The sequence below is a fragment of the Micromonospora sp. CMU55-4 genome, assembly GCF_011602315.1.
GTDB classification, from domain to species: Bacteria; Actinomycetota; Actinomycetes; order Mycobacteriales; family Micromonosporaceae; genus Micromonospora; species Micromonospora chalcea.
Genome location: NZ_JAAOLH010000009.1, coordinates 56,531 through 71,417 on the forward strand (window position 1 = coordinate 56,531; position 14,887 = coordinate 71,417).

General features: G+C 72.2%; 11 protein-coding genes. 6 read left to right on the forward strand and 5 right to left on the reverse strand.

Going from position 1 to position 14,887, the window contains the following annotated elements:
* Positions 1-18 precede the first annotated feature (18 nt).
* Both sufB and HA073_RS17265 read right to left on the reverse strand, forming a co-directional pair.
* The gene (sufB, locus tag HA073_RS17260; protein WP_013287447.1) at positions 19-1,449 is read right to left on the reverse strand and encodes a Fe-S cluster assembly protein SufB; all 1,431 of its coding nucleotides are present in this window, start codon (positions 1,447-1,449) and stop codon (positions 19-21) included.
* Positions 1,446-2,111 carry a metalloregulator ArsR/SmtB family transcription factor gene (locus HA073_RS17265; RefSeq protein ID WP_223201463.1) on the reverse strand — a complete coding sequence of 222 codons (666 nt, stop codon included), beginning with the start codon at positions 2,109-2,111 and terminating at the stop codon, positions 1,446-1,448. The genes sufB and HA073_RS17265 overlap by 4 nt, the downstream gene beginning before the upstream one ends.
* 208 nt (positions 2,112-2,319) lie before the next feature.
* Here HA073_RS17265 and HA073_RS17270 point away from each other — a divergent pair, with 208 nt between their 5' ends.
* Together HA073_RS17270 and HA073_RS17275 are read left to right on the forward strand one after the other, a co-directional pair.
* On the forward strand, positions 2,320-3,282 hold the full coding sequence (locus tag HA073_RS17270) for a heme A synthase (protein ID WP_181373768.1): 963 nt from the start codon (positions 2,320-2,322) through the stop codon (positions 3,280-3,282).
* Positions 3,283-3,355: 73 nt separating this feature from the next.
* Entirely contained in the window at positions 3,356-5,023 is a 1,668-nt protein-coding gene (locus HA073_RS17275; protein WP_069089091.1) for a right-handed parallel beta-helix repeat-containing protein, read from the forward strand.
* A 592-nt stretch (positions 5,024-5,615) separates the two neighbouring features.
* Here HA073_RS17275 and HA073_RS17280 read toward each other — a convergent pair.
* The 3 genes from HA073_RS17280 to HA073_RS17290 form a co-directional block, all read right to left on the reverse strand.
* Positions 5,616-6,533 carry a RimK family alpha-L-glutamate ligase gene (locus tag HA073_RS17280; protein WP_166456858.1) on the reverse strand — a complete coding sequence of 306 codons (918 nt, stop codon included), beginning with the start codon at positions 6,531-6,533 and terminating at the stop codon, positions 5,616-5,618.
* Positions 6,534-6,542: 9 nt separating this feature from the next.
* Positions 6,543-6,875 (reverse strand): hypothetical protein, encoded by a 333-nt coding sequence (locus tag HA073_RS17285; RefSeq protein WP_013287454.1) that lies wholly within the window; start codon positions 6,873-6,875, stop codon positions 6,543-6,545.
* A 219-nt stretch (positions 6,876-7,094) separates the two neighbouring features.
* Complete coding sequence (locus HA073_RS17290) at positions 7,095-8,054, reverse strand: heme o synthase (protein WP_043329632.1); 960 nt, start codon at positions 8,052-8,054, stop codon at positions 7,095-7,097.
* A gap of 264 nt (positions 8,055-8,318) precedes the next feature.
* Between HA073_RS17290 and tkt the strand changes: the two genes are divergently transcribed.
* The 4 genes from tkt (at position 8,319) to zwf (ending at position 14,865) form a co-directional block, all read left to right on the forward strand.
* Positions 8,319-10,457, forward strand: coding sequence for a transketolase (gene tkt, locus HA073_RS17295; protein ID WP_043329631.1), 2,139 nt, complete (start codon positions 8,319-8,321; stop codon positions 10,455-10,457).
* Between the two features lie 16 nt (positions 10,458-10,473).
* Positions 10,474-11,652 (forward strand): transaldolase, encoded by a 1,179-nt coding sequence (tal, locus tag HA073_RS17300; protein WP_166456859.1) that lies wholly within the window; start codon positions 10,474-10,476, stop codon positions 11,650-11,652.
* Between the two features lie 79 nt (positions 11,653-11,731).
* Positions 11,732-13,300, forward strand: coding sequence for a glucose-6-phosphate isomerase (locus HA073_RS17305; protein ID WP_166456911.1), 1,569 nt, complete (start codon positions 11,732-11,734; stop codon positions 13,298-13,300).
* 50 nt (positions 13,301-13,350) lie between these two features.
* Positions 13,351-14,865 carry a glucose-6-phosphate dehydrogenase gene (gene zwf, locus HA073_RS17310; RefSeq protein ID WP_043329630.1) on the forward strand — a complete coding sequence of 505 codons (1,515 nt, stop codon included), beginning with the start codon at positions 13,351-13,353 and terminating at the stop codon, positions 14,863-14,865.
* The last annotated feature ends 22 nt before the right edge of the window (positions 14,866-14,887 follow it).

Here is a 14,887-nt window from a genome sequence, read left to right on the forward strand (position 1 = left end):
GGAGGACGGGGGCCGGCGTCAGCCGACCGCGCCCTCCATCTGCAGCTCGATCAGGCGGTTGAGCTCCAGCGCGTACTCCATCGGAAGCTCCTTGGCGATCGGCTCGATGAAGCCGCGCACGATCATCGCCATCGCCTCGTCCTCGCTCAGGCCCCGGCTCATCAGGTAGAAGAGCTGGTCCTCGCTGACCTTGGAGACGGTCGCCTCGTGCCCCATCGACACGTCGTCCTCGCGGATGTCGACGTACGGGTAGGTGTCGGAGCGGGAGATCGTGTCGACCAGGAGCGCGTCGCACTTGACCGTGCTCTTGCTGCTGGTCGAGCCCTCCAGCACCTGCACCAGACCGCGGTACGAGGTGCGGCCGCCGCCCCGGGCGATCGACTTCGACACGATGGTCGAGGAGGTGTGCGGCGCGGCGTGCACCATCTTGGCGCCGGCGTCCTGGTGCTGGCCCTCGCCGGCCATGGCCACCGAGAGCACCTCGCCCTTGGCGTGCTCGCCGGTCATGTAGACCGCCGGGTACTTCATGGTGACCTTGGAGCCGATGTTGCCGTCGACCCACTCCATGGTCGCGCCCTCGTGGCACACGGCACGCTTGGTGACCAGGTTGTAGACGTTGTTCGACCAGTTCTGGATGGTCGTGTACCGGCACCGGGCGTTCTTCTTGACGATGATCTCCACGACCGCGCTGTGCAGCGAGTCGGAGGAGTAGATGGGCGCGGTGCAACCCTCGACGTAGTGCACGTACGCGCCCTCGTCGACGATGATCAGCGTCCGCTCGAACTGGCCCATGTTCTCCGTGTTGATCCGGAAGTAGGCCTGCAGCGGGATGTCCACGTGCACGCCCTTCGGCACGTAGATGAACGAGCCACCGGACCAGACGGAGGTGTTCAGCGCGGCGAACTTGTTGTCGCCGACCGGGATGACCGTGCCGAAGTACTCCTTGAACAGGTCCTCGTGCTCCTTGAGCGCGGTGTCGGTGTCCAGGAAGACGACGCCCTGCTCCTCCAGGTCCTCACGGATCTGGTGGTAGACCACCTCGGACTCGTACTGCGCCGCGACACCGGCGACCAGGCGCTGCTTCTCCGCCTCCGGGATGCCGAGCTTGTCGTAGGTGTTCTTGATGTCCTCGGGCAGGTCCTCCCAGGAGGTGGCCTGCTTCTCGGTGGACCGCACGAAGTACTTGATGTTGTCGAAGTCGATCCCGGTGAGGTCGGCGCCCCAGTTCGGCATCGGCTTGCGGCCGAACAGCCGCAGGCCCTTGAGCCGCAGGTCGAGCATCCAGGCCGGCTCGTTCTTCTTGGCCGAGATGTCCCGCACCACCGCCTCGCTGAGGCCGCGCTGGGCGGACGCCCCGGCGACGTCGGGGTCGGCCCAGCCGTACTCGTAACGACCGAGGGCCGCGAGCTGCTCCTCCTGGGTCAGGGGCTGAACGATCTGCTCGGTCATCTATCTGTCCTCACAGTGGTGACGGTGGAACCGGACTGGGCGGGAATGTGCGTGGTGCACACGCCGTCGCCGTGCGCGATGGTGGCCAGGCGCTGTACGTGGGTGCCGACCAGACGGGAGATGACCTCGGTCTCGGCCTCGCACAGCTGAGGGAACTCGGCGGCCACGTGCGCCACCGGGCAGTGGTGCTGGCAGAGCTGGCCGCCGGAGGCGATCGTGGACGCGTTGGCAGCGTAACCCTCGGCGGTGAGCGCCCCGGCGAGCGCCTCGGCCCGCGCGAGCGGCGCGTCTCCCGCGTCCTCCATGGCCGCCCGGCAGCGGGTCTCCAGCGCGGAGACCTGCTCGGCCGCGAACGCCGCGACCGCCTCGGCGCCGCCGGTGCGGGCGATCCACCGCAGCGCGGCGGTGGCCATGTTGTCGTAGTGGTGGGTGCCGCAGCGGCCCCGGGCCGCCTCGGTGAGCGCGAAGACCTTGGCCGGCCGGCCCCGCCCCCGGCTGCCGCGCACGACCTGGTCGCGGGCGACCACGTCGCCGTCGGCGAGCATGGCGTCGAGGTGCCGGCGGATCGCGGCCGGGCTGAGGCCGAGCGCCGAGCCGAGCTGCGCTGCGGTGGTGGCGCCCCGCTCCAGCAGGAGCTGGGTGACCCGGTCACGGGTCGACAGGTCGGCCGGAGCGGACTCCCGCTCGACGTGCCGGGTGCCACGACGCGACCGCGAACCGCCGGTGACCGCACCGGTCACCGACGCCCGGGACAGCGCCGCCGCGTTTTTCACAACGGCAACGTTACGTAAATCGTCCGGGGCTCGCAAACCCGGGTCCGGTGATTCCGACCACCGGGGTGGCGGAGTCACCCGATCGGGATCAACTACGGTGCGTAGGATTCGCTCCGTGAAGCGTTCCGTCCGGTTCCCGGTCTCGTCCACGCTGCTGCGCCGCCTCGCGCTCGCCTCGATCATCGCGAACGTCGCGATCGTGGTCACCGGCGGGGCCGTCCGGCTCACCGCGTCCGGCCTCGGCTGCCCCACCTGGCCCCGGTGCACCGACGACTCCTACACCACGACCGCCGAGATGGGCGTGCACGGGGTGATCGAGTTCGGCAACCGGCTGCTCACCTTCGCGGTGGGGATCATCGCACTCGCCGTCGTGCTGGCCGTGCTGGCCCACCGTCCCCGCCGGCGCGGGCTGCTCCCGCTGGCCGTCGGCGTGCTGTTCGGCATCCCGGCCCAGGCGGTCATCGGCGGCATCACCGTGCTGACCAACCTCAACCCGTGGGTGGTCGGGCTGCACTTCCTCGCCTCGATGGCGGTCATCGCCGCCGCGTACGCGCTCTGGCGGCGGATCAAGGAGCCGGACGGGCCGGTCAGCCCGACCGTGCCGGCGCCGCTGCGTACCCTCGCCTGGATCACCACGGCGGTGAGCGCGTCGGTGCTGGTGGTCGGCACCTGGGTGACCGGCAGCGGCCCGCACGCCGGCGACCACGGCGCGGCCCGCAACGGCCTGGACCCGACGCAGATCTCGCAGGTGCACGCCGACGGCGTCTTCCTGCTGATCGGTCTCTCGGTGGCGCTGTACTTCGCGTTCCGGGCGGTCGGCGCGGAGCGCGCGGCGCGGGCCGCCGCGGTGCTGATCGCGGTCGAGCTGGGCCAGGGCGTGATCGGCTTCGTCCAGTACTTCACCCACCTGCCGGGCGTGCTCGTCGGCGCGCACATGCTCGGCTCCTGCCTGGTGCTGCTGGCCACGCTCGGCGTCCTGTTCGCGACCCGGGAGCGGCTGCCGGCCGCCCCGCCGGCCCCGGCCGAGCCGGTCGCCGAGCCGGTGGGCGCCGGCGCCTGAGCGGGACGTTATCGCACGACGGGAACGGGAAAGCGGTCCGGGCCACGGACCGTACGCCCGAGGGGAGTTCCCGGTGCCGCGCAAGAGCCTCGCCACCACCACGCCGCAACGGCTGACGCCGGTCGCCGGCGCGCCGCTGTGGTGCGACGCCCACGAGCACGGCCTCACCGGCGACGGGGTGACGAACGACCAGCCGGCGCTGGCGGCCCTGGTGGACCGGCTCGGCGCCGGGTACGACGCCGACGGCCGGGCCCGGGTGATCTACTGTCCGCCCGGCCTGTACTCGATCCGCGACGCCGGCACCGTCTGGCGCAGCGGTGTCTCGCTGATCGGCGCCGGACCGGCCGCGACCCGGTTCCTGCTCAGCAACGAGGGCGACCGCAGCGCACCGGTCCCGCTGGCGTACTGGACCACCGTGCAGCACGGCGCCGACCGGGACCGGCACATCGCCGACTGCACGTTCGCCGACTTCGAGATCGACGGCTCCGGGGTCGCCCAGACCTCCTACGACTACCTGGCCAAGGGGCTGGGCCTGCAGTACGTGGTGCGCGGCGTGTTCCGCAACCTCTACATCCACCACACCGGGGCGACCGGCCTGGGCTGTGACTTCCTCCAGGACAGCCTGATCGACGGCGTAGTCGTGGTGGGGTGCGGCCGGCTGGACAACGGCGACCAGATGGGCGGCGCCGGGATCGGCGTCGGTATCGGCGGCTGGGGCGACGTGGAACGCCTCACCATCGCCAACTGCACCACCATCGGCAACGGCACCAACGGGATCTTCCTGGAGTTGCAGAAGGACTACTGGACCCCACCGCGCGGTTTCCGGATCATCGGCTGCCACAGCCAGGCCAACCGGTTCGGCATCTCCGACTGGGGCGCCGACGGGCTGATCGTCTCCGGCTGCACCATGACCAACAACCTGGAGGCCGGCTTCGACGTGTCCGGCAACGGCACCGCCGGGGTGGCCGGGCGCGGCGGCCTGCTCACCGGCTGCGTGATCGACGCCAACGTCGGCGACGGGATCAGCATGGGCAACACCCCCGGCCCGTACACGGTGCAGGGCAACCGGATCAGCCGCAACGGCGGTTTCGGCTACCACGAGCACGACCTGGGCCACGGCTACCGGGGCGCGGCGGCCGACGTGGTGATCCAGGACAACGACATCCGGGAGAACGCGCTGGACGGCATCCGGATCGACCGGCCGATGCTGGACACCTCGATCGTGGGCAACCGGATCCGGGACAACGGCCGCCGCTCCGCCCCGGCCTGCTCCGGCTCCGGCGAGGCGGTGCGCTACGGCCCGCGCGAGCTCACCGACGGCAACGCGGACTGGCCCGACGGCGGGCACCGGGGCAAGGTGGTCCGGGTCGGCTCACGGGACGCGGTGGTGTCCGACAACAGCGCCACCCGGCTCTCCCTGGCCGAGGTACGCCCGGACGGCACCACCGGCTGGAACGAGGCCACCCCGGGGCCGGGCACGAGGTACGAGCTGCCGGACGGCCCGCCGGCCTGCGGCGGCATCACCATCGCCGCGCCGTTCGACTCGGCCACCGTGCGCGGCAACCGGATCTGGCACCGGGACGCCGACACCCAGGCGTACGGCATCTGGGTCACTGAGGCGGGCAGTTGCGTCTCGTGCGCGTTCGAGGACAACGACCTGGCCGGCACCGAGGCCGCGCTGCGGCTGGACACGCCGCCGATCGGCGGCCGCTGGGCACGCAACCACAGCGACCGCGACTGACCTCCGGCGGCGCGGGCGGCACCGGCGGCTCGGGCGGCTCCGGTTCAGCCGGGCCGGCGTCGGTGGTGACAGCCAGCATGACCAAGCTGCCGTTGCTGACCGCGTACGCGACGATCAGCACCCAGAGATCGCCGTCGCGGTGCAGCAGCCTGGCGACGTGCAGGCCGAGCAGCGCGCGCTGATGGTATCGAAGACGCGGCCCGGTGGGCCCCGGCGAAAGCCGCCGACGCCACGATGGCGGCGACGGCCGGCAAACGCGCCGCCAGCCCGAGTGGAAACGCGCCCCCTCGTGCCACCCATGGCGTTCCACTCACGGCACGGACGGATCGCGAGTGGAACACCATGGGTGCCTGGACAGCCCTGAGACACCCATGCCGTTCCATCCAGGGCCCCGGCAGACAGCGAGTGGAACACCGTGGGTGCCTCGAGCCCTGAGACAGCCTGGCGTTGCGTGCACCGCGTTGGGTGGGTCGGCGAGGTGCGTCCGCAGCCGGGAGGGTCGCGGTCCCGGGCCCGCTGCCAAAGCCCGGACGCCGCCAGGGCCGGCACGCTCGCCACGGCCACGGCCACGGCCGCGGCCAGGCGGGACGGGTCAGGCGCGGGGGGTCAAGTGGGTGAGCACCGCGTCGGCGAGCCGGTCCGGGGCGCCGTCGGCGTACCCGACGAACAGGCTCGGCTCGGTCAGCTCCAGCTCGACCAGCACGGGCGTGCCGTCCGGGCCGGGGATCAGGTCGACCCGGGCGTAGAGCAGCCGGTCCGGGCCGCCCGGCACGGCTGCCAGCACCTTCTCGGCCACCGCGCGCTGCTCCGCGGTGGCGGTGCGCGCGTCGATGCGCTCCTCCTTGTAGAGCGCGGCCTTGCCCAGGTCCGGCCCGGTCAGCATCGGACCCTTGCGGATCGCGTGGCTGAACGCCAGGCCGTCGGGCCCGGCCAGGAACAGCAGCGCGGTCTCCCCGGCGGTGTCCACCGCCTCCAGGTACGGCTGGACCATGGTGACCCGCCCGGCGTCGGAGAGCCGCCGTACGTGGGCCACCGCCAGTTCCCAGTGCTCCCTGTCGGTCAGGTCGTAGCGGCCGGTGTCCTGGCTGCCGGCGCTGACCGCCGGCTTGATCACGTACTCGCCGCCCGCCGGTGGGGTCCACTCCCGCCCGGGCTCGACCCACTGCGTCGGCACGGTGGGCGCTCCGGCGGCGGAAAGCTCGGACAGGTAGCGCTTGTCGGTGTTCCAGGCGACCACGTCGGCCGGGTTGACCAGGGCCGGCACGGTACGCGCCCAGGCCACGAACTCGTCGCGCCGCCGCGCGTAGTCCCACGGGGAGCGGATCACGACCAGGTCGTACCGGGACCAGTCGACGCCCGGGTCGTCCCAGACCGCGATCTCGGTGGTGACCCCGCGGGCGGCGAGCGGGCCGAGCGCGAGCCGGTCGTCCGGGTCGAGGTCGGGCAGCTCGGCGCAGGTGACGAAAGCGACCCGGGGTCTCCCCCGGGTCGACTGGTGGTGGTTGGTCATTCGGTTATGTCAACGGGCCATCGTGCGCCGGGCCATCGACCGCCACAGGTCGTTGCTCGGACGCATCTGGTCCATCAGTTCACGCTCCCAGGCGTTCTCGACGTCGACCCCGGCCTTCGCGCAGGCCTGCCGCGCGACGTCGGTGCCGTCGGCGAACTGGTCTGCCCATACCCCGTCGGAACCCACGAGGACGATCCGTGCGCCGCGCTTGCCGACGTACTCGATGACCGCCTTCGCGCCGCCGTGTCCGGCGGCGAACGACTTGATGCCCGCGACCAGGCCGTTGGGGGCCTGCTCCGCGGTCTTGTCAGCCGTCAGCGTCGTATCGGAACCATCTGCCATGACGCGAAGCCTAAGCAGAGTTCCACCCGGATGTGCGAGAACCATGAACTGAATGTGATGCCAATTACCCGCCGGTTTAAGAAGAACCACAGGTAATTCGCCTGCATATGTCGCTTATATCTGGGCGAAGCGGGCGGGCGAGATCGTCACAATCTGTCCGGGTTGGACCCCTCCGGGGAAGCCCGAAAAAAATTTCTGATGAACCGCCGGACGGGCGCGTCAGAGCAGCGCGTCGAGCGCGACGGCCGCGAAGAGGATCGTGAGGTACGTGGTGGACCAGTGGAACAGCCGCATCGGCTTGACCGCCTCGCCGCGCGTCGCGCGACGGCACAGCTTGTGCGCCTCGACGAGGAAGATCCCGCCGACCACGAGCGCGGTGACACCGTAGATCGGGCTCATCCCGAGCGGCCAGACCGCCAGCGAGGAGAGCACGGTCAGCCAGGAGAACCCGATGATCTCGGCGTTGACCCGCCGGACCGAGGCCACCACCGGCAGCATCGGCACGCCGGCGCGCGCGTAGTCGGCCTTGTACTTGATGGCCAGCGCGTAGAAGTGCGGCATCTGCCAGAAGAAGACCACGGCGAACAGGCCCCACGCGGCCGGCGCCAGCGAGCCGGTGACAGCGGCCCAGCCGATCAGCACCGGCGCGGCCCCGCAGATGCCGCCCCAGAACGTGTTGGCGGCGGTGGTCCGCTTCAGCCACAGCGTGTAGACCAGGTCGTAGTAGGCGATCGCGGCGAGCGTCAGCACCGTCGCCAGCCAGTTGGTGGTCGCCGCCATCAGCGCCACCGAGACGGCCGCCAGCACCAGACCGAAGATCAGCGCGCTGCGCGGCGAAACCGTGTGCGCGGGCAGTGGGCGGCGCTTGGTGCGCCGCATGAGCTGGTCGATGTCCCGGTCGATGTAGCAGTTCAGGACGCTCGCCGCGCCGGCCGCGAGCGAGCCGCCGACGAGCACGACGGCGACCAGCCACAGCGACGGCATGCCGCCGTCCGCGAGCATCATCGCCGGAACGGTGGTGACCAGCAGCAGCTCGACGATCCGCGGCTTGGTCAGCGCCACGTACGCCGCCACCACGGCGCGTACGTCCCGCCGGCCGCTCGCCGGCGCCTCCGCCACCGCGCCCACCGGCGGCTGCCCGGCAGGGTTGCTGACGGGGCGCTCGGTGATCATGCTCACGGATTGCCACCTTCCGGCATCGGCGGGGGGAGGTCGTTCGGCCCGGACCCGTCGAGGTCCACACACCGCCCCACACACTACGCGGCGTCGTTTTGGCTGCCCCGCAGACCCGGCAACGGTGCGAGCCGTCACACCTGGGGTTGAACGACCGGACGTCCGCGATCCGTACAGAACAGCATGCTGAGATCCCCGGGCGGACGTTTAGCACCGCTCGATAGGGTCATCAGTGAGGGTTCCGCCCATCTGCCGAGGAGCACAACCATCGTGGCTGCCAACCGACCCGAGCTTCCCGCTCTCAACTGGTCCGACCTCGACCGCAGGGCCGTCGACACGGTCCGCGTGCTGGCCATGGACGCCGTGGAGAAATCCGGCAACGGCCACCCGGGGACGGCGATGAGCCTCGCCCCGGTGGCGTACCTGCTCTTCAACCGGGTCATGCGGCACAACCCCGCCGACCCGAACTGGGCCGGGCGCGACCGGTTCGTGCTCTCCGCCGGCCACTCCAGCCTGACGCTCTACATCCAGCTCTTCCTCTCCGGCTACCCGCTGTCGCTGGACGACCTCAAGGCGCTGCGCCAGTGGGGCTCGCTCACCCCGGGTCACCCGGAGCACGGCCACACCCCGGGCGTGGAGACCACCACCGGGCCGCTCGGCCAGGGCCTCGGCAACGCGGTCGGCATGGCGATGGCGGCCCGCCGCGAGCGCGGCCTGTTCGACAGCGAGCCGGACCGCGCCGACTCGCCGTTCCGGCACGACATCTGGTGCATCGCCTCCGACGGTGACATCGAGGAGGGCATCACCCACGAGGCCAGCGCGCTCGCCGGTCACCAGCAGCTCGGCAACCTCTGCGTGATCTACGACGACAACGAGATCTCGATCGAGGACGACACCCGCATCGCCAAGAGCGAGGACGTGGCGGCCCGCTACGAGGCGTACGGCTGGCACGTGCAGACCGTCGACTGGCGCAGCGGCGACGCCGACCAGGGCGACTACCACGAGGACGTGGAGGCGCTGTACCAGGCGCTGCTGGCCGCCAAGGCGGAGACCGGCCGGCCGTCGTTCATCGCGCTGCGCACCATCATCGGCTGGCCCGCGCCGAACAAGAAGAACACCGGCAAGATCCACGGCTCGGCGCTCGGCGCGGACGAGGTGAAGGCCACCAAGGAGATCCTCGGCTTCGACCCGCAGCGCACCTTCGAGGTCGACGAGGAGGTGCTCAAGCACGCCCGTCAGGTGCTGGAGCGTGGCGCGCAGGAGCAGGCCGAGTGGACCACCGGGTTCGACGCCTGGGCGCAGGCCAACCCGGAGCGCAAGGCGCTGTGGGACCGGATGGCCACCCGTACGCTGCCGACCGGCTGGACCGACGCGCTGCCGACCTTCCCGGCGGATGCCAAGGGCGTCGCCACCCGGGCCGCCTCCGGCAAGATCCTGGAGGCCCTGGCGCCGGTGCTGCCGGAGCTGTGGGGCGGCTCGGCCGACCTGGCCGAGAGCAACAACACCACGATGAAGGGCGAGCCGTCGTTCGTCCCGGCCGCGCACGCCACCAAGGACTTCCCCGGTGACGAGTACGGCCGCACGCTGCACTTCGGCATCCGCGAGCACGCCATGGGCGCGATCCTCAACGGCATCGCCCTGCACGGCGGCACCCGCCCGTACGGCGGCACGTTCCTGGTGTTCAGCGACTACATGCGCCCGGCGGTGCGGCTGGCCGCGCTGATGAAGCTGCCGGTGACGTACGTCTGGACGCACGACTCGATCGGCCTCGGCGAGGACGGCCCGACGCACCAGCCGATCGAGCACCTGACCGCGCTGCGGGCCATCCCCGGCCTGGACGTGGTGCGCCCGGCCGACGCCAACGAGACGGTCTGGGCGTGGCGGCAGGCGCTGGAGCACACCGACCGGCCGACCGCGCTGGCGCTCAGCCGCCAGGCGCTGCCGACGTTCGACCGCACCGACCTGGCCGGCGCCGAGGGCGTCGCCAAGGGCGGGTACGTGCTGGCCGAGGCGTCGAACGGCAAGCCGCAGGTGATCCTCGTCGGCACCGGCTCCGAGGTGCAGCTCTGCCTCACCGCACGGGAGCGGCTGGAGGCCGACGGCACCCCCACCCGGGTCGTCTCCATGCCCTGCCAGGAGTGGTTCTTCGCGCAGGACGAGGCGTACCGGGAGTCGGTGCTGCCGCGCGGGGTAAAGGCACGGGTGAGCGTGGAGGCGGGCATCGCGATGTCGTGGCGCGCGATCGTCGGCGACAGCGGCGAGTGCGTGAGCATCGAGCACTACGGCGCCAGCGCGCCGCACACCGTGCTCTTCGAGCAGTTCGGGTTCACCCCCGACCGGATCGTGGCCGCCGCGCACGCGGCGCTGACCCGGGTGGGCGACATCACCGGTTTCACGACCGGCAACTGAGGGGAGCGTGGACGGCATGACGGACAGGCTGAAGGAGCTCCAGGGCGCCGGGGTGGCGATCTGGCTCGACGACCTTTCCCGGGTACGGCTGAGCTCCGGCGGGCTGGACAAGCTGCGCCGGGAGAGCCACGTGGCCGGGGTGACCACCAATCCGACGATCTTCGCCAAGGCGCTGAGCGACGCCGACGAGTACGACTGGCAGCTTCGTGACCTCGCCGTACGTGGTGTGGACGTCGAGGAGGCGGTCCGCATGCTCACCACGTACGACGTGCGGTGGGCCTGCGACGTGATGCGCCCGTCGTACGAGACCAGCGGCGGCGTGGACGGCCGGGTGTCGATCGAGGTGGACCCGCGCTCGGCGCACGACGCGGCGAAGACCGTCGCCGAGGCCAAGGCGCTGTGGTGGCTGGTCGACCGGCCGAACCTGTTCATCAAGATCCCGGCCACCGAGGAGGGCCTGCCCGCGATCACCGCGACGCTGGCCGAGGGGATCAGCGTCAACGTCACGCTGATCTTCGGCCTGGACCGGTACTCGCAGGTGATGGAGGCCTTCCTGGCCGGCCTGGAGCAGGCGCAGGCCAACGGGCACGACCTGTCGAAGATCGGCTCGGTCGCCTCGTTCTTCGTCTCCCGGGTCGACACCGAGGTGGACAAGCGGCTGGAGAAGATCGGCTCGGACCGGGCCAAGGCGCTGCGCGGCAAGGCCGCTGTCGCCAACGCCCGGCTGGCGTACGAGCGTTACGGCGAGGTGTTCTCCTCGGCGCGCTGGCAGAAGCTGGCCGACGCGGGCGCCCACCCGCAGCGCCCGCTGTGGGCCTCCACCTCGACGAAGAACCCGGACTACCGGGACGTCATCTACGTCGAGGAGCTGATCGCGCCCGGCACCGTCAACACCATGCCGGAGCCGGTGATCCACGCCTACGCCGAGCACGGCGAGACGAAGCCGGACACCGTCACCGTCGCGTACGACGACGCCCGCCAGGTCTTCGCCGACCTGCTGGCGGTGGGCGTTGACCTGTCCGACGTGATCGCCACGCTGGAGCGCGAGGGCGTGGAGAAGTTCGAGGCTAGCTGGGTGGAGCTGCTGGAGGGGGTCAAGAAGTCCCTCGCCGAGGCGGCCAAGGGCTCGGGCAGCCCGCACCGGGCGGCCGGGAAGAACGCGCAGGCGGCGCAGCAGGCCGGCGGCAACGCGTGACAGACGGCGTCCGACGCGTCCCGGGGCCCGGCCCCGGGGCGCGTCGCGCCGTACCGTGGTTTGGGTGAGGGGCGGCACCGTGAGTGACCTGCTGGCCGGGCGGGCCGACATGGCCGCCGGTCTGGCCGTGCGCGGCGCGGACGCCCTGGGCGCGTCGGCGCGCGCCACGCTCGTCGCCCACGACGTCCCGGCCCGGCTCGCCGCCGCCGACCCGGCCCTCTGGGGGCCCGCCGCCGAGCCGGCGGCCCTCGACCGGCTGGGCTGGCTGCACGCCCACCGGCGCAGCCGGGACCTGCTCCCCCAGCTCGCCGAGCTGGCCGCCGAGCTGAGCGACCTGGACCACGTGGTGCTGGCCGGCGCCCCCGACGACACGCTCGCCGCCGAGGTGCTGGCCGAATGCCTGGGCCGGCCGGTGACGGTGCTCGACACCGCCGATCCGGGGCCGGTCCGGGCCGCGCTCGCCGACCGCCCGGCGCGTACCCTCCTGGTGCTCGCCGCCCGGCACGGCCTGGACCGGACCACCGACGCCCACCTGCGGGCCTACCGGCAGGCGTGGGCGGACGAGGGCCCGGATGCCGCCCGGCACGTCGTGGTGGTCACCGAGCCCGGCACGGACCTCGCGGCGCGCGCCGACGAGCTGGGCGCGGTGGTGCTCCCGGCCGAGCCCGGCGTGGCCGGGCCGTGGGCCGCGCTCACCGCGTTCGGCGTGGTCCCGGCGGCGCTGGCCGGCGCGCCGGTCGCCGAGGTGCTGGACGAGGCGGAGGCGCTCACCGCCGCGCTCGACCGGGCCCGGGACAATCCGGGCCTCGCGCTCGGCGCGGCCCTGGGCGCGGCGCCCGGCGAGGGCCGGCACACGGTCGCGCTGGTCCCCGACGGCACCGGACTCGACGGCCTGGGCCGCTGGGCGGGCGCGCTGCTCGCCGACGCGACCGGCGGACGGCTCCTGCCGGTGGCCGTGGAGTCCCCCGACTCCCCCGGCGCCACCGGGCCGGGCGTGCTCACAGTCGGTCTCGGCGGCGCCCTCGGCGCGGGCGTCGGCCCGGGCGTGGCCGCCGACGTCGCCGTCAACGGGCCGCTCGGCGCGCACCTGCTCACCTGGACCTACGCCGCCGCGACCGCCGCGGTGACGCTGCGGACCGACCCGTTCGCGGCGCCCGCCGCCGCGGCGGCCGACGACGAGGCGGACAGCGGGCCGCCGTCGTCGGTGGAGGACGCGATCGAGGTGTACGCCCCGAGCGGCGCGCCGGCCGACCTGACCGGCGCGCTGTGCTGGCTGCTCGACGGGCTGGGCGAACGGGAACACCTCGCGGTCACCGCGTACCTCGACCCGCGGGCCGACGCGGCGCTGGCCGGGCTGCGCCCGCTGCTGGCACGGCACACCCGGCGGCCGGTCACCTTCACCTGGGGACCGCGCCGGCCGGAGCACACGGACACCCGCGGCCGGCACCTCCAGATCACCGGTGCGGTCACCGATGATCTGGAAGTGCCCGGTCGTCCGTACACCTTCGCGCAGCTCCAGGCGGCCCAGGCCGCCGGTGACCGGCGGGCCCTGGCCGGCCGGGAACGACCGGTGCTGCGACTGCACCTGACCAAGCGGGCGGCTGGCGTCGCCCAGCTGCTGGATACGGCCGGACGGACACGCACGTGACGATCAATGACCTGGAATCAGCGGACCGAGACGCAGGAGGAGGTGGCCCGGTGAACCCGCTGCGCGACGTCCAGGACCGGCGGTTGCCCCGGATCCCCGAGCCGTGTGCCCTGGTGATCTTCGGGGTGACCGGCGATCTGGCCCGCAAGAAACTACTGCCGGCGGTCTACGACCTGGCCAACCGGGGGCTCCTGCCGCCCGGTTTCGTGGTGCTGGGCTTCGCCCGCCGGGACTGGGGCGACGGCGACTTCGAGTCGGTGGCGCACGAGGCGGCCAAGAAGCACGCCCGCACCCCGTGGCGGGAGGAGGTGTGGGCCCGGCTGGCCGGCAACATCAAGTTCGTCGGCGGCTCGTTCGACGACGACGCCGCGTTCGACCAGCTCGCCGCCACGCTCGACGAGCTGCGCGACTCGCACGGCATCGCCGGCAACGCCGCCTTCTACTTCTCCATCCCCCCGGCGGCCTTCCCGGTGGTGCTCAAGCAGCTCGCCCGCACCGGCATGGCGGACAACGACAGGTCCGGCGGCTGGCGCCGCGTGGTGGTGGAGAAGCCGTTCGGCAACGACCTGCCCTCGGCCAAGGCGCTCAACGACCTGGTCGACGACGTCTTCACCCGCCAGGACGTGTTCCGGATCGACCACTACCTGGGCAAGGAGACGGTCCAGAACATCCTGGCGCTGCGGTTCGCGAACAACCTGTTCGAGCCGCTGTGGAACTCCAAGTACGTCGACTCGGTGCAGATCACCATGGCCGAGGACGTCGGCATCGGCACCCGGGCCGCCTTCTACGACTCCGTCGGCACCGCCCGTGACGTGCTCCAGAACCACCTGCTCCAACTGCTCGCGCTGGTCGCGATGGAGGAGCCGACGAGCTTCGACGCCGACGAGATCCGCGCCGAGAAGCTCAAGGTGCTCAAGGCGATCACCGTGCCGCACGACGTCTCCGAGGACACCGTGCGGGGCCAGTACCTGCCCGGCTGGGTGGGCGGCGAGCGCGCCAAGGGCTACCTGGAGGAGGAGGGCGTCCCGGCGGGCTCCACCACCGAGACGTACGTGGCGGTGAAGCTGGGCATCCAGAACCGGCGCTGGGCCGGGGTGCCGTTCTACATCCGGGCCGGCAAGCGGCTGCCCCGGCGGGTCACCGAGGTGGCCATCATGTTCAAGAAGGCGCCGCACCTGCCGTTCAACGCCGCCGACATGGAGTCCCTCGGTCCCAACCAGCTCGTCATCCGCGTGCAGCCGGACGAGGGCGTGGTGCTGAAGTTCGGCTCCAAGGTGCCGGGCACCACGATGGAGGTCCGCGACATCGCGATGGACTTCCAGTACGGCGAGGCGTTCACCGAGTCCAGCCCCGAGGCGTACGAGCGGCTCGTGCTGGACGTGCTGATCGGCGACCGGACGCTGTTCCCGGACGCCGCCGAGGTCGAGCAGAGCTGGCAGGTCGTCGACCCGCTGGAACACGCCTGGGAGGGCACGACGCCGGAGCCGTACCGGGCCGGCGAGTGGGGACCCCGGGCCGCCGACGAGATGCTGGCCCGCGAGGGCCGGGCTTGGCGGAGAGCGTGAGCGAGCACTGCGAGCGAACCAG